A 19814-nucleotide genomic window follows, 5' to 3' on the forward strand; every position below is an offset into this window, starting at 1 on the left:
GGGCGGTGGGGTGAGGGGGGGTGGGGGTGAGGGGGGCTGCCTGGAACAGGTGCGGATCCTGGCCTGAGCGGCTCAGGTCTGGGTCCGGGTCCAGGCGCCGGACCGGTTCAGGGCTGGGTCCAGGTTCAGTTCCGGGTCCAGTTCCAGGTCCAGTTCCGGGTCCGGGTTCGGGTTCGGTTCTGGGTCCAGTTCCGGGTCCAGTTCCGGGTTCGAGTTCGGGTCCGGGTTCGGGTCCAGTTCTGGGTTCGAGTCCGGGTTCGGGTCCGGTTCTGGGTTTGGGTCTGGGTCCGAGCTGCCGAGAATGGAGCCCGAATGCCGAAGCGAGAAGCCGAGCGCGGAAGGCGGGCGGGGTGGCGTAAGTGGCGATCCCGGCGTGTCGCTCTGTGGGTGGGGGCGAGGCTCGCCAGAGTGCTGCGATGGGTATGGGCGTGGAGCGTGGGCGGCGGTTCTTTTCGGTCGGCCGGACGGTGCGCTTGGTTCGGGCTTGTTTGGTGGAGCAGGTGAACCCGGCGAGCTTTTATCTGCCGTTGGCTGCTGATTCGGTGTCGTTGGTGGAGCGGTTCGGGGGCGTTGAGGGGCGGTTGGTGCTCGATGTGGGGGCTGGGCCGGGGTATTTCGCGCAGGCGTTCGGGGCGGCGGGGGCTCGGTATGTGTCGGTTGATGCGCGGCCGGTGGGGATGGTGTGTGGTGATGGGTTGGCGTTGCCGGTGCGGAGTGGGGTCGTCGATGTCTGCTTCTCGTCGAATGTGCTGGAGCATGTGTCTGATCCGCGTCGGATGTTCGAAGAGATGCTGCGCGTGACTCGGCCTGGTGGGTTGGTCTTTTTGTGCTACACGAACTGGCTTGGTCCGCTGGGAGGGCATGAGACGGCGCCGTGGCACTATCTCGGCGGTAAGCGGGCGGCTCGTATTTATGAGCGACGCTATGGGGGGCCGCCGGCGAATCGGTATGGGACGTCGTTGTTCGCGTTGTCGGTGACCCGGGTGCTGGGGTGGGTTCGGGAGGTTGAGCGGTCGGGGGTGGTGGAGAGGCTGGCGGTTTTTCCGCGGTATCACCCGGGGTGGGCTCATTTGGTGGTGCGTGTGCCGGGGCTGCGTGAGTTTCTTACGGCCAACTGCGCCATCGCGTTGCGCGTGTGTTCCCAGTCGAATGACGCTGCCCAGTCCAGGCAGGCTCCGCGGATCGTGGCTGCGCGTGTTGGGTCGGCTGACAGTTCTTTGAGTGCGCCGGAGACGGTTTCGGTGAGGGTGGCGCCTGGGGGGACGAGCCAGCCGGTGGCGCCGTTTTGAATTGCGTCGCGGAGGCCGTCGACGTCGTAGGCGACGGTTGGTACGCCTAGGGCTGCGGCTTCCAGGACTGATAGGCCCCAGCCTTCGCCTTGGGATGCGGAGAGGTGGATCGAGGCTGTTTTGAGGAGGCCTTTTTTGGCTTCGTCGGGGAGGTGGCCGTGGATGCATACACGGGTGGTGGGTGGGAGGGGAAGTTGGGCGGCGGTTTCGCGGAGGCGGGTTTCTTCGGGGCCGCGGCCGATGATGTGGAGTTCGAGGCCTGGCCATTCGGTGGAGAGGGTGGTGGCTAGGTGGAGGAGGTGGTCGAGGCGTTTGTGGCGGACTAGGCGGCCTACGGCTACTAGGCGGGGGGTGGAGGTCGAGGTTGGGATGATGGGGGTGGGTGGGGTGGGGGTGGGCGGGGTGAGGGTGGGGACCGTTTCGTGGTGAACGCCGTTGTGGATGAGTTCGATGGGGCCGGTCCAGTGCAGGCGGTCGCGCATGGCGGCGACTGTTGATGCGGATACGGCCACTGCTACGCAGCGCCGATAGACGCGGCGGGCGACGGGTCCTTCAAGGAAGCTGCCGATTGCTGCGACGGGGCGGCTGAAGTGGGTTTGGAACTGGTTGTCGTGCACGTGGTGCACGATGATTGCCACGCCTGTTCGACGCCGGGAGACTGCGAGAGGCGAGAAGAAGGGGATGCCGTTCTGGCAGTCCAGTACGAAGTCGTAGTGGCGGCCGCATAGTCGTTCTCTGATCAGGCGGGAAATGACGGCTGGGTATACCGTCCAGCGGCCGCCGCGGCGGAGCCAGCGGATTCCGTCGCGGAGCTCGGAGGCGGGTTGGCCTGGTTCTCGGCAGGTCAGGAAGTCTACTGACGCGCCGCGTGCGACGAATCCGAGGGCGATTTCGTGGGCGAAGGCCTCCGCTCCCCCGGCGGTTTGTTGCCATGGGTCGCGCCAGTTCAGGACGGCTAAGTGCACTGGCTGTCAACGATGCGCCACCCCTGCGCGATACGCGTGATACGTGGGGGTGAGGAATCGAGGGTGGGAAATTTTTTGATCTTTTAGTGTACGCCGGGTTGGTGGTTTCTCTGGGTTTGGTGAGCGCGACGCGCCGAGGCAGGTGCGTTTGTGGTGGAGGTTCACTCGGACGGGCGGCGGATGGGTGCCTTGGCGGGTGGGTTACGTCTAGCGTGACCGGTCGATAACCGTTTGCGCATGCATGCTCTCGCGCCGCGTCGTGCCGCCCCGCGTCGCGCCGCACCGCGCCCAACGCCATCTCCGGAGGAAGCCCGATGCTCCGCAAGGCAAAGGACGGAGCCGCTCCTCGTTCTCGGCGGCGTGTCGCTTCCGCTGGTCTGTTGGTGGCTGTGGGGACTGGGATTGGGAATGTACTGGCGTACGGGTTCAACCTTGTGCTTTCGCGCGGTCTGGGGCCTGCGGGGTATGCGGAGCTTGGCACTTTGCTGTCGGTGTTTCTGATCGGCAGTGTGCCGGGGATGGCGGTTCAGGCGGTTAATGCGCGGAGGCTGGCGACGGAGCCGGTGGGGACGCGGGGCGTGACTGTTCGGGCTTTGCGGCGGCGTGGGTTGATGGTGGGGGTTGGTGTCGCGTTGGTGTTTGCGGCGTTGGCGCCGGCGGTCGCGGGGTTGTTGCCGTCGGTGACTGTTGGTGGGGTTGCTTGGACGGGGGTTTCGCTGGCGGCGAATACTGTGTTTGCGTCGTATCTTGGTATTGCGCAGGGGGCTTCGCGGTTTGTGACGATGACTGTGTTGTTTTTGGCTGCGCATTCTATGCGGTTGGGGATTGGGGTTGTTGCGGCTGCGGTGGAGGTGGCGCCGACGAGTGTTATGGCGGCGCAGACGGGGGCTTGGGCTTTGGCTGCGGTGGTGGGGCGGGTGTTGTTGCGGGATGAGGCGCGGGTGGGTGGGGTGGGTTCGAGTTCGAGTTTGAGTTCGAGTTCGAGTTTGAGTTCAGGTTCGGGTTTGAGTTCGAGATTGAGTTCGGGTTCGAGATTGAGTTCGGGTTCTGAGGGTGGGTACCTCACCGAAGTGCTCAGGGCTGCGGGTGGGCTTGGCGGGATTCTGCTGCTGACGGTTCTCGACACGCTTTTGGCCAGTCGGTATCTCAGTGGCAGTGATCTGGGTCGGTACAACACCGGTGGGCTGATTGCGCGGGCTGCGTTCTTTGCTCCGAGTTTTGTTGCGATGCTTGCGTATCCGCGGTTGGCGCGGCCGGAGGAGCGGCGGCGGGCGTTGATGGTGTCGTTGGTGCTGACGGGTGGGATTGGGGTGGTCGGCATTGGGTTCGCGACGGTTGGCGGGAATCCGTTGATCAAGGCGGCGTTCGGTGCGGAGTATGCGGCGGCGGGGGGATTTGATCTGGGGAGTTATGGGTGGGTGTTCGCGTCGGTGGGGGCGTTGTTGGCTTTGGTCAACTTGGCGTTGTTGGATGGGGTTGCGCGGCGTTCACATGCTGTTTCGGTGGTGGTGTTGGGTGGGATTGTGGTGGAGACGGGAGTGGTGGTGGGGTTCGCACATGGGTCGCCGGGGGCGATTGTGACGGCGGCGGCGGTGTCGGCGTTTGTTACGGCGGTGGGGGCGGTGGGGGTTTGTGTGGGGGTGAGGGGTGTTGGGGAGGGTGGCGATGCTGGTGAGGGTGGTGAGGGCGGCGATGCTGGTGAGAGTGGGAGTGAGAGTGAGAGTGGGAGTGAGGGTGTGGGGGATGATGGGTTTCGAATTGCAGGTGCGCCTGGTGCGGCTCGCCTGTAACGATCGGCGGCATGGGTGCAGCTACGGGTTTTGCGTATGACGAGCGTTCTGATGGGTCGGTGACGATCTTTCATCACGGGCGGAAGGCTGCGGTGCTTCGCGGGGATCGGGCTGTGGAGTTTCTTGATGAGGTTGAGGGTGGGGATGCTCAGCTGGTGATGGCGCGGTGGACTGGGGACTATCGGCGGGGGAATGAGCGGGTTGCGCGTAGTCATCCTCGGAATCGGGGGTGAGGGGTGAGATCCAGTAAAAGTCAAAGGCTTTGGTGAAAAGCTAAAGGCAGGCGCCTCCGGCGGGGGCCTCGGATCCCTCGGGGAACTGGCGCCAGTCCATAGGGGGTCTGGTCAGTCCCTGCGCTGGCGGTTGGTGAGGTGGGGGTTCGTTCCCCTCGGTCACGTCGGCAGCCCTACGGGTACAGCGCCGCCGCCCGGGTGTAAAGTCCATGCCGCTGCGGTGAGAGTTGTTGGGCGGCGGTTGCGCTTGCATGAACTTGACACCCGGTCGGCGGCACTGTAGGCAAAGCCCTGCCGACGTGACCGAGGGGAACGAACCGAAAACCCAGGCAGGGGACTGACAATCTCGGGGGGCGGGGTTGATGCTTTCGGTTTCTGGCCGCCGGTCCGAGTCTCGGGAGTTTGTGCTTTGTGCTGGGGGGCTTGCGGCTGCCGGTCCGAGTATCGGGGGTTTGTGCTTTGTGCTGGGGGCTTGCGGCTGCTGGTTTTGGGCATGGCTAAGGGCGCCTGCTGCCGGCTGGGCAAGGAGGCGCCTGGTGTTTGGGACTGGGCCGTGCCTAGTGGGCGGCGTCTGCCCAGTTCGCTGCCATTCCCACCGAGACGTCGAGTGGGACGCGTAGGTCTGCGGCGCCGGCCATTTCTCGGCGGACCAGGGCTTCTACTTGGGTTGCTTCGCCTGGGGCGATTTCCAGGACTAGTTCGTCGTGGACCTGGAGGAGCATGCGGGAGGTCAGGTGTTCGGTCTTCAGGGCTTCGCGGACGCGGATCATCGCTACCTTGATGATGTCGGCGGCGGAGCCTTGGATGGGGGCGTTGAGGGCCATGCGTTCGGCCATTTCGCGGCGTTGGCGGTTGTCGCTGGCGAGGTCGGGGAGGTAGCGGCGGCGGCCGAACATGGTTTCGGTGTAGCCGGTGGCGCGGGCTTGGACTACGAGGTCGTGGAGGTAGTCGCGGACGCCGCCGAAGCGTTGGAAGTAGTCGTCCATCATCTTGGCGGCTTCGGAGGTCTCGATGGCGAGTTGTTGGGACAGGCCGAAGGCGGACAGGCCGTAGGCCAGGCCGTAGGACATGGCTTTGATGCGGCGGCGGTGTTCGGGGGTGACGGCGGTGGGGGTTACTTCGAAGACTTTGGAGGCGACGGTGTTGTGGAGGTCCTCGCCGGAGGTGAAGGCTTCGATCAGGCCGGCGTCCTCGGAGAGGTGGGCCATGATGCGCATCTCGATCTGGCTGTAGTCCGCCGTCATCAGGGATTCGTAGCCGGGGGCGGCGATGAAGGCTTTGCGGATCTGCTGGCCCTCGGTGGTGCGGATGGGGATGTTCTGCAGGTTCGGATCCACGGAGGACAGGCGGCCGGTGGCGGCGATCATCTGGTTGTAGGTGGTGTGGATCCGGGTGTCGGCGGACACTGATTTGGACAGGCCCTCCACGACCGTCTTCAGGCGGTTGACCTCGCGCCAGCGCAGGAGGTGGTCCAGGAAGGGGTGCTGGGTCTGCTGCTGGAGCCAGGCCAGGGCGTCGGCGTCGGTGGTGTAGCCGGTCTTGATCTTCTTGGTCTTCGGCATGTTCAGGTTGTCGAACAGGACTTCCTGGAGCTGCTTGGGGGAGCCCAGGTTGAGGGTCTCCACGCCGGCCTCCTTGCGGGCGGCGTCGACTTCGCGGTCGACCTCGCGGGCGAAGCCCTTCTCCAGTTCGTTGAACAGGTCGGTGTCGATCGCGATGCCGACCTGCTCCATCTCGGCCAGGACGGTGACCAGGGGGAGCTCGATGTCGGTCAGCAGCGGTTCGGCGCCGGTCTCGGCCAGGCGCTCGCGCAGGGCCTCGGCCAGGTCCAGGACGGCGTGGGCGGCGCCCATCTGGCGCTCGGCCTCGGCCGCCTCGTCGGCGAACAGGGTGCCCTGCTCGGTGTCGCCGGCGGCCAGGCGGCGGCCCAGGATCTCCTCGGCGAGGGCCTCGAGGTCGAAGGAGCGCCGGCCGGACTGGACCAGGTAGGCCTCCAGGGCGGTGTCGGCGACGACGCCGGACAGGGTGAGGCCGCGGTGGGCCAGGGCCAGGATCGGGCCCTTGGCGTCGTGCAGGACCTTGGGCCGGGCCGGGTCGGCCAGCCAGGCGGCCAGGGCCTGTTCGTCGGCGGGGTCGAGCTGGGTGGCGTCGATGTAGGCGGCCTTGCCGTCGGGGGTGGCGAAGGCCAGGCCGCTGACGTCGCCGGTGCCCCGGCCCCAGCTGCCGTTGACGGCCACGCCGGTCACCCCGGAGGTCTGGGCCAGCCAGCCGGCCAGCTCGCCGACGGCCAGGACGGTGCCGGCGAGCTCGATCGCGTCGGCGACCTCGGCGCCGGCCTCGGAGGCCAGCAGCGGGGCCACCCGGTCGCGCATCGACTTGGAGAACTCCAGGGTGTCGAACAGCTGGTACACCGCCTCCGGGTCGCCCTCGGAGGCCCAGGCCAGGTCGGCCGGGGTGCGGTCCAGCGGCACGTCCTTCACCAGCTCGGTGAGCTCGCGGTTCATCCGCACCTGCTCCAGGTGCGCGCGCAGGGTCTCGCCGGCCTTGCCCTTGACCTCGCCGGCGCGCTCGACCAGGTCGGTCAGCGAGCCGAACTCGCGGATCCACTTGGCCGCGGTCTTCTCCCCCACGCCGGGCATGCTCGGCAGGTTGTCCGACGGGTCGCCGCGCAGCGCGGCGAAGTCCGGGTACTGCCGCGGCGTCAGCTCGTACTTCTCCTGCACGGCCTCGGGCGTGAAGCGGGACAGGTCCGAGACGCCGCGCTTGGGGTACAGGACGGTCACGTCGTCGGTCACCAGCTGGAGCGAGTCCCGGTCGCCGGTGAGGATCCGGACCTCGTAGCCGTCGGCGGCGGCCGCGGTGGTGAGGGTGGCGATCAGGTCGTCGGCCTCGAAGCCCTCCTTGCGCAGCACCGTGATGCCCAGGGCGGCGAGCAGCTCGTCGATCAGGCCGACCTGGCTCTTGAAGTCGTCCGGGGACGCCGAGCGGTTCGCCTTGTAGTCCGGGAAGCGCTCGGTCCGGAAGGTCTGCCGCGACACGTCGAAGGCCACCGCGACGTGGGTGGGCTGCTCGTCGCGCAGCGTGTTGATCAGCATCGACGTGAAGCCCTGCACCGCGCCGGTCGGCTGGCCGGTGGTGGTGCGCAGGTCCGCCTCCTTGAGCGCGTAATACGCCCGGTACGCCAGGGAATGGCCGTCCAGCAGCAGGAGGACGGGGCGGGTATCGGTCGGCGCGGAAGTCTTCTTGGAGGGAGCCACGGTATGAATCCTAGGGCGAGGCACCCACAAGCAGGGGCAACTCCGCCCCGGTTAGGCTGTAACACGTTGCAGTCAACCCCGTCGTGACTTTCCGGCGGGCGTCACCGTCTCGATCGTCGAAAGGCCCCCGCGATGTCGATAGACCAGAACGCAGAGGTGTCCGAGGCCGAGCAGCTCGCCGACCTGTTCAACCAGCTCGGGGCCGGTCACCTGACCGAGCGGATGGGCATCACGGTCACCTCGGCGTCCCGGGAGGAGATCACCGGCACCATGCCGGTGGCCGGCAACACCCAGGTCTACGGGCTGCTGCACGGCGGCGCCTCGGTGGTGCTGGCCGAGACCCTGGGCTCGCTGATGGGCGCCATCCACGCCGGCGCCGACAAGCAGGTGGTCGGCGTCGACATCAACGCCACCCACCACCGCTCGGCCACCGAGGGCCTGGTCACCGGCACCTGCCGGGTGCTGACCGCCGGCCGCACGCTGGTGGTCAGCGAGATCGTGATCACCGACGAGGCCGGCCGGCGCTGCTGCACCAGCCGGATCACCTGCATGATCAAGCGCTAGACGATCGGCGGGCAGGGGCGCGGACAGCGGATTCCGCGCGCCGTTCCCCCGATCACCGCAACCGCCGCCAGGACGCGGCACCGGCACTCTGGCGCAGTGCTTCCGGCGGGCGGACAATGCGGGCATGCGATCGGAGTGGGGGGACTCCGCCGACGACGCGCATCACGCGTACTCGTCCGGCGACCCGGCCCCCATCGAAGTCGAACTCGTCGAGGAAGACATCATTCCCGACGCGCCGAACACCGCCGCCAGCGGCACCGAGACCATCCGCGGCGGTTCCACCACGTGGGCACGCCTGGTCCGCTTGCCGCGCGCGCTGCGCGTGGTCGGCGCGCTCGCGGCCGTCGCGGCCCTGAGCATCGCGCTGTGGCCGAACGGCGCGCGGACGCAGAGCGGCGCGCACTCCGGTACGCCGTCGGCCCCGGCGACGTCGACGGCACAGCAGTCCGAGGTGAGCGGCGACATCTACAAGGTCCGCGTCGCCAGCACCGAGCTGACCCAGGACTTCCGGGACCACGCGGTCATGGACCTGGAGCTGGCCAACGACGCGCACACCGCGCTGAGCGTGGTCAACGCCGAGGTGTGGGACTCGGTCCAGACCCGGATCGGCTTCTCCTCGAACTGGCCGGCCGGCGACCTCGCGCCCGCCCAGGCCACGTCCGTCCCGATCGAGCTGCCCTATTCCTGCGGTGTGCTCCAGCCGACGCCGGTGCTGCCGGTGACCATCCGGTACAGCGTCAGCACGAGTCAGGACCCGACGATCAGCCACAACTACGAGTACCCGCTCTCCCAGGTGGTCTGGGACGAGTTCATGCGGGCGCGCGCCGGGTTGTGCACGGGCCCGGCCGGCGGGGTGTTCGCGACCTCGGTCGACCTCGCGCCGACGACCGGCGGCTATCGCGACAGCGACAGCGTCGACCTGACGCTGACGATGGACGCGGTCGGCCGGCCCGGGTGGAATCTGGAGGCCCTGACCTCCTCGATCCCCGGAGCCACGGTCACCACCGCGAGTCTGCCCGCCGCGCTGTCAGCGGGCCAGTCGGTGGCGGTGCTGACGCACTGGCGGTTCACCGCCTGCTTCGATCCGCCGGACTGGTCGAGCGGGTTCAGTGCCGTGGAGGTGCGGATCCGGGCCGGCACCGCGCCCGCGGACGGCTCCGGGGACCAGCAGCTGATGGTGTATCTGCGGCCGGAGTTGTTGACGAGGATGGCTCGGTCGGCCTGCGCGCCGTGAGCACTGCGCGAGCGTCACAGGGCTGTACAACACCGGGTTGGGCGGCTATCCAGGAACGGTGATTTTCCGTCCTTCGCGCCGCGACACCGTCGTCGCGCTGAGCGGCCTGCTGGCGGGTGCGGCGCTGGCCGCGGCGATCTCGGCCGCGGTGTGGCCCTCCTCGGCCGCCACGGCCCCGGCCACGGCCGCCCCAGGCGTCCCGGGCGCCACAGCGACGGGCGCCGCGAGCCCGCCGGGCTCCTCGGGCGCGACGGCGCCGCCGGACCCGGCGAACGTCACGGTGCGCCCGAAGGAGGTCGTGCTGCCGTCGCAGAGCCCGTACACCAGCGGCAAGCTGGTGCTGGTGCCGCTGCGGCTGACCTGCGGGCTGTCCACGATCGTCGGCACCCACGGCGAGGAGCAGGCCGCCGGGCAGTACTGCCGGATCCGGGTGGCGCTGACCGGCACCGACGCCTTCACCCACACCTTCGACGTGGCCAGGACCGCGCTGACCACCACGGCCGGCACCTCGATCGGGTACAGCTACGACGCCCAGGAGGTGAAGCGGCAGCCGCAGCAGATCGCGCCGGTCGGCTCGCACGACCGGTACGAGTTCGACATCTACTACGACGTGCCGCGCGACGTCACAGTGAACGGATTCACCTTCTCCGACAGCGAGGGCGGCCCGACGGTGCAGCTCCCGCTGCCGGTGCGGGAGTGGCCGTTCTCCTGATCCGGAAACAGGTGTGGCCTCCCCGCCGGGGCGGGAAGGCCACACCTGGTGCGTCGTCGAACGCCGCGCGGGTTACCCCTCGGCCACCTCGCCGAGGTACGCCTCGCGCACCCGCGGGTCGTTCAGCAGCTCCGAGGCCGGCGCGCTCATCACGATCTGGCCGGTCTCCAGCACGTAGCCGCGGTTCGCCAGCCTCAGCGCCTGCGCCGCGTTCTGCTCGACCAGCAGGATGGTGGTGCCCAGGGAGTTGATCCGCTCGATGATCTCGAAGATCTGGGCCACGATCAGCGGCGCCAGGCCCATCGAGGGCTCGTCGAGCAGCAGCAGCGAGGGCTGCCCCATCATCGCCCGGCCGATGGCCAGCATCTGCTGCTCGCCGCCGGAGAGGTTGCCGCCGAGCTGGGTGCGGCGCTCGTGCAGCCGCGGGAACAGCTCGAAGACCTGGTCCAGGTCCTTGCGGGAGACCGACTTGAACCGGTAGGCGCCCATCTCCAGGTTCTCCAGGACGGTCATCCGGGAGAAGATGCGGCGGCCCTCCGGCGAGTGGCCGATGCCCAGCTGCACGATCTTGTGCGCCGGGACGCCGGCCAGGGTCTCGCCGGCGTACAGCACCTGGCCGGTGCGCGGCGTCAGCAGGCCCGAGACGGTGCGCAGGGTGGTGGTCTTGCCGGCGCCGTTGGCCCCGAGCAGGGCCACGATCTCGCCCTGCCGGACCTCCAGGTCGATGCCCTTCAGCGCGGTGATGCCGCCGTAGGCCACCTCCACCGAGCGCAGCTCCAGCAGCGGGATCCCGGTGGCCGTCGGCTCGGCGCGCGGGCCGGGGATGGTCGTCGTCCGGTCGCTCACTTCGACCCCTCCTCGTCCGCGTCGGTCCCGGCCACGGTGTCGGTCTCGACGGCCTCGGTCTCGGTCTCGACAGCCTCGGTCTCGACGACGTCGGTCTCGGTCACGACGTCGGTCACGGTGTCGACCTCGGTCACCGTCTCGGTCTCGGTCACCGTCTCGGTCACGACGTCGGTCACCGTCTCCGCCTCGGCCTCCGCCTCGGCCTCCGCCTCAACGCTCTCCTCGGCCACCGCGCCGCTGCCCAGATAGGCCTCGATCACCGCCGGGTTCTGCTGCACCTCGGCCGGCGAGCCGGAGGCGATCACCTTGCCGAAGTTCAGCACCGTGATCCGGCTCGCGACCGACATCACCAGGCGCATGTCGTGCTCGATCAGCAGGATGCTGATCCCGAGCTCGGTGTTGATCCGCTGGATCAGCTGCGCCAGGCCCAGCTTCTCCGACGGGTTGGTGCCGGCCGCCGGCTCGTCGAGCAGCAGCACCTTGGGGTCCGAGGCCAGCGCCCGGGCGATCTCCAGCCGGCGCTGGTCGCCGTAGGACAGCCCGGAGGCGATCAGGCTCTCCTTGCCGCGCAGCCCGACGAAGTCCAGCATCTCCCGGGAGTGGTGGCGCGCCGCGCGCGCCGCCTTGTTGTTCCCGGGCAGCCCGAGCATGATCCCGACCGGCCCGGAGGCGACCCGGGTCTCGGCGGCGATCTGGACGTTCTCCAGCACCGTCAGGGCGTTGAACAGCCGGATGTTCTGGAAGGTGCGGGACACTCCGGCCCGGTTCACCAGGTGCGGCTTGCGGCCGCGCAGCGAGAGCCAGGAGCCCCCGGGCTCGGCCTGGAACTCGATGCCGCCCTCCTGCGGGAGGTACACGCCGGTCAGGCAGTTGAACAGCGAGGTCTTGCCGGCGCCGTTCGGGCCGATCACCGCCAGGATCTCGCCGCGGCGCAGCTCCACGCTGACGTCGTCGAGGCTGGTCAGGCCGCCGAAGCGGAGGGTGACGCCCTGGGCGCGCAGCACCGGCTCGCCGGTCCCGGTGCCGGCCGGCACGGTCTGGGTGCTCGTGGTCACTGCGCCACTCCTTCGGCCGGCGAGGTCATCGCGTCCGCGTCGCCGACGCCGTGCTCGGCCTGGCTCAGCTCCTGGGCCCGGCGCTTGGACGGGATCAGGCCCTGCGGCCGGAAGATCATCATCACCAGCAGGACGCCGCCGATCCACATCGGGATGTCGTTGACGTTCACCACCGGGTGGCCGCTGTTGAACCAGGACGGCGGCCCCTGCAGGAAGGCCGGCAGGAAGGTCATCAGCGAGGCGCCGACGATCACGCCGGTGATCGAGCCCATCCCGCCGAAGATGACGTAGGCGAGCACGAAGATCGACAGCGTCAGCGGGAAGTTGTCCGGGGTGATCGCGGTGATCTTCGCGGTGGCCAGCACGCCGGCGAAGCCGGAGGTGGAGGCGCCGATCGCGAACGCCATCAGCTTGTACTTGACGGTCGGCACGCCGGAGGCGGCCGCGGCCACCTCGTCCTCCCGGATCGCGGTCCAGGACCGGCCCACCTTGGAGTGCTCCAGCCTCCGGAAGGCGAAGACCACGACGATGATGATGCCGATCGCCAGATACCAGTACGGTTTGGCGTCGTTGGTCCGCCAGTCGTAGTGCACGCCGAACAGGTTGAACCGGAACGTGGAGATGCTGGTGGCGCCGAGCGAGCCGTTGGTCAGGCCGCGCGGGTCGTTCTTGGCGACGTTCAGCACGATCTCGTGGAAGCCCAGCGTCACGATCGCCAGGTAGTCGCCGCGCAGCCGCAGGGTCGGGGCGCCGAGGATGAGCCCGGCGACCATGGTCAGCAGGACCGCGATCGGGAAGGCGAAGAACAGGTTCAGGTGGATCGGCGGGTGCAGCTCGGGGTTGCCGTCGTCGCCCACCGGCAGCTTCCCGGACAGGATCGCGGTGGTGTAGGCGCCGATCGCGAAGAACGCGATGTAGCCCAGGTCCAGCAGTCCGGCCCAGCCGACCACCACGTTCAGGCCGAGGGCGGCCAGCACGTAGACGCCGACCTGCCCGGCCAGCACCGACTGGAAGTACGGCAGCGTGAACATGCCCATCAGGGGCAGCAGCACCGCGATCACGGTGACCGCGAGCAGCACGCCGCGCTTGGTCCAGGGGTTGGTCAGGACCTTGTTCCGCCGCAGGTCCCGGACCGGCTGGGTGGCCTGGGCGGCGATCCGGGACAGGCCGCGGGCCCGCCAGACCTCGGCGATCACGAAGACGATCGCGCCGGCGACCAGGAACTGCACGCCGCGCACGCAGAACCAGCTGTCCTTGAACAGCAGGGTGTAGTCGCTGGGCGAGCCCTGGGTCTCGTTGGTCATGATGCTCAGGACCAGGGCCAGGCACTCGATGACGGCCAGGCGGCCCCAGAGCGGGTTCTTGTACCAGGCGTCGTGCTTGCGCAGCCGGCGGACCTGCGCCGACAGCTCGGAGATCGAGGTGGTCACGCCGTCCTCCCGGTCCGCTCGCCGAGGATGCCGGTGGGGCGGAACAGCAGGACCGCGACCAGCACCACGAAGGAGACCACGTCGACCCACTCCAGGTGGAACTGGGCCTGGCCGAAGCTCTCCACGACGCCCAGCAGCAGACCGCCGAGCATGGCCCCGCGCACGTTTCCGATGCCGCCGAGGACCGCGGCGGTGAACGCCTTGATGCCCGGAGCGAAGCCCATCGTGTAGGTCACGGAGTGGAACATCCCGTACAGCACGCCGCCGAGCCCGCCGAGCAGGCCGCCGATCAGGAAGGTCCGGGAGATCACCTTGTTGACGTCCACGCCCATCAGCTGGGCGGTCTCGGTGTCCTGCGCCACCGCGCGGATGCCGGCGCCGAGCTTGGTGCGGTTGATGACGATGTCCAGGACGATCATCATGACCAGTGCGGAGCCGATGATCAGCAGGTCCAGCGACTTCACGGTGCGCGGGCCCGGGGCCCCGGCGCCGGGGAAGGTGAACACCTTGCCGGAGTGGAAGGACTCCGGGACCTGGAGGTTGTTGCGCCCGAACAGCTTGCCGGCCACGTTGTACAGGAAGATGGAGGCACCGATCGCGGTGATCAGGTACACCAGCTTGGGCGCGTGCCGCTGGCGCAGCGGCCGATAGGCCACGCGTTCCAGCGAGAAGGCGATCAACGCGCCGACGGCGGCGCCGGCCAGCAGCGCCAGGGCGGTGTACTCGAAGGCTGCGAAGCCGCTCGGCACCTTGCCCTTGTTGCCGATCAGCGCGGTGAGCATGAACACGCCGCCGAAGGCGCCGGACATGAACACCTCGCTGTGCGCGAAGTTGATCAGCTGGAGCACGCCGTAGACCATGGTGTAGCCGATGGCGATCAGGGCGTACAGGGAGCCGAGCCTGATCCCTTGGAACAGTAGCTCCCAGAAGTGTTGGGTGATGTACATAAAGGGCTTCCTGTGCAGGAGGCTGCGGGGGTGCGGGGGTGGCCCGATGTCACGCCGAAGCCGTGGCCCCGAACGCGGGTTGCCGGGACCACGGCTGTCGCCGATTCAAGACCGGACGCGCCCGGGGTGTGGCCCGGGCGGCGGTGGTGGAAGAGGTCCTGCTCCTGATCGGTCCGCGCGGCGCGGCGGGCGCCGGCCGCGCGGACCGGGTTCACGGTGTCGGGCCTCAGCCGCCGATCAGCTTGGAGATGTCGCCGATCAGGGAGATCGCACCGCTCTTGATCTCGTAGACGTAGATCGAGTTGCCCGCGATGTCACCGGTGGGCGTGAACTTGATCTCCTTGGACAGGCCCTGGTAGTCGACCTTGGCCACGCCGTCGGCCACCTGCTGGCGGGTCGGGCTGGCGGTGCCCAGGCCCTTCAGGACGCTGATGATGGTGTTCGCCGCGTCGTAGCCCTCGATGGAGTAGGTGCCCGGCTCGGCGTTCGCCAGGGCCTTGTAGCCGGCGGCGAAGTCCGCGTACTTCGGGTCCTTGCCGGCGTCCAGGCACGGGCAGGTGAACTGCCAGGCCTCGGCGGCGTCGGCACCGGCGGTGGTGATGAAGTTCGGGTCCTTGGATCCGTCGCCGGAGAGCATCTTGCCCGAGTAGCCGGCCTGCTTCAGCGCCTTGGCGAACACGCCGGCGTCGCTGTAGTAGCCCGCGTAGTACATGGCCTGGGCGCCGGAGGAGGCGACCTTGGAGGCCATCTGCGAGTAGTCCTGGGTCTTGGCCGGGGCGCTGTCGGTGACGACCTCGATGTTGTCCTTCTTCAGCTGCGCCACGATCGCGCCGGACAGGCCGGTGCCGTACTGCGACTTGTCGTCGACCACGAAGACCTTGGTGGCCTTGAGCACCTTGGCCATGTAGTCGGCGGCGGCCGGACCCTGGACGCTGTCGTTGGCCACGACGCGGTAGAAGGTCTTGTAGCCGGAGGTGGTCAGCGACGGGCGGGTCGCCGAGGGGCTGACGGCCACCAGGTTCGCGTCCGAGAACAGCTTGCCGGAGGCCGCGGTCGGGCCGGAGAAGGCCGGGCCGACCAGGCCGACCACCTTCGGGTCCTGGATCAGCAGGCTGGCGGCGTCGGCGCCCTTGGACTGGTCGCCCTGGTCGTCGGCCTCCTTGATGGCCAGCGTGAACGGCAGGTCGCCCTTGTCGTTGGCCTGCTTCACGGCCAGCTTGACGCCCCACTCGATGTTCAGGCCCAGGGCCTGGTTGTCCCCGGACAGCGGGCCCTGGACGCCGATCTCCAGGGTGGGCTTGCTGCTGGAGCCCGACGACGACGAGGACGAGCTCGCCGCGCTGGTGCTGCTGCCGGCGCCGGTCGACGAGGAGCTGCCGCCGCTCCCGGGCTTCGATGAGCTGCCGGCACAAGCCGAAAGCGCGAGTACGCCGACAGCGACAAGAGCGCCGGCCCGCACTCGGGTAATGGTCCGCACTTCCAGATCCTCCCTGATCGAACAGACGGGCGCGGAGCCGATGGGCTCGGGTGCTCGTCCGAATTCACGCGGTCACCACTTGGGTGATGCGAAGGCTAGTGCCGAACGCCGGGCGTGGGGAGGGGGTCGGAGATCGCGTGATGCTCTCGTTACCAAGCCAGGAAGGCCCGCGACCATAGCCAAAGGCCCGCGAGTGGCCCGGAATCCGACAACACTCGAATTTGAGGTCCGTTGATCTTCAGCGAGCGGGCCGTCCGGGTCATCGGCGGCCCGGTAATCAGCGTCTTGGGTGGCCGCGTATTACCAAAGCAGGGTCGCGACAGGCCCGGCCGCAGCGTGCGGCGGGTGGATACGTCGGTGGCCGAAGCAGTGACGACGGTCACAGACTCCGGCCACGGAATGAGATCGTTTTGGGCGCCGCATCGTTATGCACGCCGGGCGCGGATCGTGATAAGCGGATCTTGATTCACCCGCCGGACCGGCCGGACGCGGCAGGTCCGCGGCGGCGGCGCGGCGGGCGTTACTTCGGCGTTGCCGACTCCGCGCCTCGCCCGCGCCGGCATCGGCCGACTGTTTCAGGGGGCTGCCGGACTATTCGGCCTTGGCCGCGGCCGGGCCGTCGGCCGGGGTGCCGACCGCGCTGGTCCCGCTGATCACGACCTCGGCGACTTCCTTCATCGTCATCCGGCGGTCCATCGAGGTCTTCTGGATCCAGCGGAACGCCTCCGGCTCGGTCATCCCGTGCGCGGTCTGCAGGATGCCCTTGGCCCGGTCCACCAGCTTGCGGGTCTCCAGCCGCGAGGCCAGGTCCGCGACCTCGCCCTCCAGCGCGGTCAGCTGGGTGTGCCGGGACACCGCGATCTCGATGGCCGGCACCAGCTTGTCCTTGGTGAACGGCTTGACCAGGTAGTTCATCACGCCGGCCTCGGCGGCCCGCTCGACCAGCTCGCGCTGGGAGAAGGCGGTGAGGATCAGCACCGGCGCGATCCGGGCCTCGATCACCTGCTCGGCGGCGGTGATCCCGTCCAGCACCGGCATCTTCACATCGAAGATGCACAGGTCGGGGCGGTACTCCTCGGCCAGCCGGACCGCCGCCTGGCCGTCGGAGGCCTCGGCCACGACCTCGTAGCCCTCCTCCTGGAGCATCTCCTTCAGATCCAGGCGGATCAGCGCCTCGTCCTCGGCGATGATCACTCGACGGGCTGGGCTGGACTCGGTGGTCATGGGGTCCTCACTGGGCGGCGGTGCCGGTCGGTTGCTTCGGGTACGAGCCTACCTGCGAGGAAGGCGGTTGCGGGGCCGGGTCGGCGGTCCGGTATGCTGTGACGCAGGTGATAGCGGTCAACTCACGGCGAACCCGGGACGGCCGCCGCTCGCCGTTCGCTGTACCACGCTCCGGTATTCCAATCGGCAGAGAAGATGGTCTCAAACACCATTCAGTGTGGGTTCGAGTCCCACCCGGAGCACTCTCATTCGAGGTTCTCGCCGGATTTCCATCGACCCGCTCGCCCTCCGGTGAGCGGGTTCTCCGCTTTCCGGGGGCCGGTTTCCCAGGGACGGGCTTTCCAGCAGCGGGCTTTCCAGTAACAGAGCTTCCAGTCACCGAGCTTCCAGTAACGGAGCGTCCGGTAACGGAGCGTCCGCGGCCGGCGAAGGAGACCGGCGCCGCCCCGAGCCCGGGACGGCGCCGCCGCGCGCAACTGCCTGCTGGTACCTACTACTGGTGGTTCCTCAAGCTGGTGGTTCCTACTGCTCCGGGGCCCGGTAGGCCGCGGCCGCGCCGCCGATGGCGTCGCCGACCCGGTGCACGCGCACCGCGTTGGTGGAGCCGGGGATCCCGGGCGGGGAGCCGGCGATGATGACGACGGTGTCGCCCGGCTTGCACAGCTCCAGGTTCAGCAGCTCGGTGTCGACCTGGCGCACCATCTCGTCGGTGTGCTCGACCTCGGGGCTGCAGAAGGTGCGGACCCCCCAGCTCAGGGCGAGCTGGTTGCGGGTCTCGGTGTGCGGGGTGAAGGCCAGCACCGGGGTCGGCGGCCGGTAGCGGGACAGCCGGCGGGCGGTGTCGCCGCTCTCGGTGAAGGCCACCAGGTACTTGGCGTAGAGGTTCTCACCCAGCTCGGCGGCCGCGCGGGCGACCGCGCCGCCCTTGGTGCGGGGCTTGCTCAGGGCCGGCTTCAGGCCGGCGGCCAGGGTCTCCTCCTCGGCCGCGACGATGATCCGGGCCATGGTCTCCACGGTCTGCACCGCGTAGGCGCCGACCGAGGTCTCGCCGGAGAGCATCAGCGCGTCGGTGCCGTCCAGCACCGCGTTGGCCACGTCGGAGGCCTCGGCCCGGGTGGGCCGGGAGTTGGTGATCATCGAGTCCAGCATCTGGGTGGCGACGATCACCGGCTTGGCGTTGCGGCGGGCCAGGGTGACGCAGCGCTTCTGCACCATCGGCACCTGCTCCAGCGGGAGCTCCACGCCGAGGTCGCCGCGGGCCACCATGATCGCGTCGAAGGCGTCGACGATGGCGTCCAGGTTGGCCACCGCCTGCGGCTTCTCGACCTTGGCGATCACCGGCACCCGGCGCCCGACCTCGTCCATGATCTCGTGGACCCGCTCGATGTCGACGGCGTCGCGCACGAAGGACAGCGCGATCATGTCGGCCAGCACGCCGGGGTTGCCGTAGCCGGGGGCCGGCGCGCCCAGGGCCCAGCGCAGGTCCATCTCGTCCTTCTCGGACAGCGCCGGGACCGAGACCGCCACGCCGGGCAGGTTCAGGCCCTTGCTGTTGGAGATCGGGCCGCCCTCGATGACCCGGGTCACCACGTCGGTGGCGTCGACCTTCACCACTTCCAGGCACAGCTTGCCGTCGTCGACCAGGATCCGGTCGCCGGGCTTGCAGTCGCCGGGCAGCCCCTTGTAGGTGGTGCTGCACATGGTGGCGTCGCCGGGCACGTCGTTGACCGTGATGGTGAACTCGGCGCCGTTGGCCAGGAACTCCTTGCCGTTGGCGAAGGTCCCCAGGCGGATCTTCGGACCCTGGAGGTCGACCAGCACGCCGATGGCCTGGCCGCTGCTCGCGGCCACCTGGCGGACGTTGTGATAGCGCTCCTCGTGGTCCTCGTACGAACCGTGGGAGAGATTCAGGCGGGCCACGTTCATGCCGGCTCCGACCAAAGCAGTGATCTGCTCAAGGGTTCCGGCGGACGGGCCCAGGGTACAAACGATTTTCGCGCGGCGCATGCCCACTACCTTATGTCCTACTCGTTAGTAGCTTTTTCGGGTCTGACAAGTTCTCCCGGCGGAAAAGACAACTTTCCGCCGCTGTTCACCGTGTGTCTGCGAGCCGGGAACCGGTGGTAACCGAGACAATTGGCGTCCATGACCACAACTCCTCCCCCGGAGCCTGCGGAAACCCCGGACAACCCGGACGATCCGGGGCCGACGCCGCGTCCGACGACGCCGGACCGGCCGGCGGAGCCGGAGGCTGCCCCGCAGCCCACCCAGTCCTCACCTGCGCAGTACGGGCAGTACGGGCAGTACGGTCGGCCGGACCAGCCGGACCAGCCAGGCCCGCCGGCCGAGCAGTACCCGGCGCCGGGCCAGTACGCCCAGTATCCGCCTCCGCCTCCGCTGCCGCCGGATTCTCATCCCACCGGCCCCAACGGCCCCGGATACGATTACGGCGCCTACGGAGCGCCCCCGGTCCAGCCCCGCAACGGCATGGGGGTGGCCGCGCTGGTGCTGGGCGTCATCGGCTTCCTGATCGGCCCGTGCAGCATCCTGGCCATCGTCTTCGGCCGGATCGGGCTGACCCGCGTCGCCCGGGGCGAGGCGAACAACCGGGGCGTGGCCCAGGCCGGGTTCGTCCTGGGCATCGTGACGCTGGTGCTGTGGATCCTGGGTCTGGTCCTGCTCGCGAACCGGAGCTGAAACCCAGGAGAACGGAACACCGACAAGCGGCGCGGCCGCCCCGGACGGTGTCACCGTCGGGGCGGGGGCGCCCCCGGCGGGGCCCCCCGCCCCC

Annotated in this window: 15 protein-coding genes, 1 tRNA gene and 1 pseudogene; 8 read left to right on the forward strand and 9 right to left on the reverse strand. The window is 68.8% G+C overall.

What is annotated here, in order from left to right; genetic code table 11:
• Positions 1 to 422: 422 nt before the first annotated feature.
• Positions 423 to 1289 carry a class I SAM-dependent methyltransferase gene (locus ABD481_RS23085; RefSeq protein ID WP_344667919.1) on the forward strand — a complete coding sequence of 289 codons (867 nt, stop codon included), beginning with the start codon at positions 423 to 425 and terminating at the stop codon, positions 1287 to 1289.
• Here ABD481_RS23085 and ABD481_RS23090 read toward each other — a convergent pair.
• A pseudogene (locus ABD481_RS23090) lies at positions 1211 to 2254 on the reverse strand (glycosyltransferase family 4 protein); the annotation flags it as partial. The gene ABD481_RS23085 and the pseudogene ABD481_RS23090 overlap by 79 nt on opposite strands.
• A 482-nt stretch (positions 2255 to 2736) precedes the next feature.
• On the opposite strand from ABD481_RS23090, the gene ABD481_RS23095 reads away from it, so the two are divergent.
• Entirely contained in the window at positions 2737 to 4044 is a 1308-nt protein-coding gene (locus ABD481_RS23095; protein ID WP_344667820.1) for a hypothetical protein, read from the forward strand.
• An 11-nt stretch (positions 4045 to 4055) separates the two neighbouring features.
• On the forward strand, positions 4056 to 4277 hold the full coding sequence (locus ABD481_RS23100; protein WP_344667821.1) for a hypothetical protein: 222 nt from the start codon (positions 4056 to 4058) through the stop codon (positions 4275 to 4277).
• A gap of 557 nt (positions 4278 to 4834) precedes the next feature.
• On the opposite strand, the gene polA is transcribed toward ABD481_RS23100, so the two are convergent.
• On the reverse strand, positions 4835 to 7534 hold the full coding sequence (polA, locus tag ABD481_RS23105; protein ID WP_344667822.1) for a DNA polymerase I: 2700 nt from the start codon (positions 7532 to 7534) through the stop codon (positions 4835 to 4837).
• A 132-nt stretch (positions 7535 to 7666) separates the two neighbouring features.
• Between polA and ABD481_RS23110 the strand changes: the two genes are divergently transcribed.
• The 3 genes from ABD481_RS23110 to ABD481_RS23120 all read left to right on the forward strand — a co-directional run bounded on the left by ABD481_RS23110 (position 7667) and on the right by ABD481_RS23120 (position 10044).
• Positions 7667 to 8098, forward strand: coding sequence for a hotdog fold thioesterase (locus ABD481_RS23110; protein WP_344667823.1), 432 nt, complete (start codon positions 7667 to 7669; stop codon positions 8096 to 8098).
• Between the two features lie 124 nt (positions 8099 to 8222).
• Positions 8223 to 9332: a hypothetical protein gene (locus tag ABD481_RS23115; RefSeq protein ID WP_344667824.1), complete on the forward strand. Its 1110-nt coding sequence runs from the start codon at positions 8223 to 8225 to the stop codon at positions 9330 to 9332.
• A 58-nt stretch (positions 9333 to 9390) separates the two neighbouring features.
• A complete protein-coding gene (locus tag ABD481_RS23120) occupies positions 9391 to 10044 on the forward strand; it encodes a hypothetical protein (RefSeq protein ID WP_344667825.1) in 654 nt (217 codons plus the stop codon).
• A gap of 72 nt (positions 10045 to 10116) precedes the next feature.
• Here the strand turns inward: ABD481_RS23120 and ABD481_RS23125 are convergent, their stop codons facing one another.
• The 6 genes from ABD481_RS23125 to ABD481_RS23150 all read right to left on the reverse strand — a co-directional run bounded on the left by ABD481_RS23125 (position 10117) and on the right by ABD481_RS23150 (position 17023).
• The gene (locus ABD481_RS23125) at positions 10117 to 10890 is read right to left on the reverse strand and encodes an ABC transporter ATP-binding protein (protein WP_425559255.1); all 774 of its coding nucleotides are present in this window, start codon (positions 10888 to 10890) and stop codon (positions 10117 to 10119) included.
• On the reverse strand, positions 10887 to 11945 hold the full coding sequence (locus ABD481_RS23130; RefSeq protein ID WP_344667826.1) for an ABC transporter ATP-binding protein: 1059 nt from the start codon (positions 11943 to 11945) through the stop codon (positions 10887 to 10889). Before ABD481_RS23130 ends, ABD481_RS23125 begins: the two co-directional genes overlap by 4 nt.
• Positions 11942 to 13375: a branched-chain amino acid ABC transporter permease gene (locus ABD481_RS23135; RefSeq protein WP_344667827.1), complete on the reverse strand. Its 1434-nt coding sequence runs from the start codon at positions 13373 to 13375 to the stop codon at positions 11942 to 11944. Before ABD481_RS23135 ends, ABD481_RS23130 begins: the two co-directional genes overlap by 4 nt.
• Complete coding sequence (locus tag ABD481_RS23140) at positions 13372 to 14322, reverse strand: branched-chain amino acid ABC transporter permease (RefSeq protein ID WP_344667828.1); 951 nt, start codon at positions 14320 to 14322, stop codon at positions 13372 to 13374. Before ABD481_RS23140 ends, ABD481_RS23135 begins: the two co-directional genes overlap by 4 nt.
• Positions 14323 to 14548: 226 nt before the next feature.
• On the reverse strand, positions 14549 to 15799 hold the full coding sequence (locus ABD481_RS23145; RefSeq protein ID WP_344667829.1) for a branched-chain amino acid ABC transporter substrate-binding protein: 1251 nt from the start codon (positions 15797 to 15799) through the stop codon (positions 14549 to 14551).
• A gap of 591 nt (positions 15800 to 16390) precedes the next feature.
• Complete coding sequence (locus ABD481_RS23150) at positions 16391 to 17023, reverse strand: ANTAR domain-containing response regulator (protein WP_344667830.1); 633 nt, start codon at positions 17021 to 17023, stop codon at positions 16391 to 16393.
• A gap of 168 nt (positions 17024 to 17191) precedes the next feature.
• On the opposite strand from ABD481_RS23150, the gene ABD481_RS23155 reads away from it, so the two are divergent.
• Positions 17192 to 17265: transfer RNA gene (locus ABD481_RS23155), tRNA-Leu, on the forward strand.
• Positions 17266 to 17545: 280 nt separating this feature from the next.
• On the opposite strand, the gene pyk is transcribed toward ABD481_RS23155, so the two are convergent.
• Positions 17546 to 19030: a pyruvate kinase gene (gene pyk, locus ABD481_RS23160; RefSeq protein ID WP_344667831.1), complete on the reverse strand. Its 1485-nt coding sequence runs from the start codon at positions 19028 to 19030 to the stop codon at positions 17546 to 17548.
• 138 nt (positions 19031 to 19168) lie between these two features.
• Between pyk and ABD481_RS23165 the strand changes: the two genes are divergently transcribed.
• The gene (locus ABD481_RS23165) at positions 19169 to 19720 is read left to right on the forward strand and encodes a DUF4190 domain-containing protein (protein ID WP_344667832.1); all 552 of its coding nucleotides are present in this window, start codon (positions 19169 to 19171) and stop codon (positions 19718 to 19720) included.
• The last annotated feature ends 94 nt before the right edge of the window (positions 19721 to 19814 follow it).

It is taken from the genome of Catenulispora yoronensis, assembly GCF_039531695.1.
Classification (GTDB): Bacteria; Actinomycetota; Actinomycetes; order Streptomycetales; family Catenulisporaceae; genus Catenulispora; species Catenulispora yoronensis.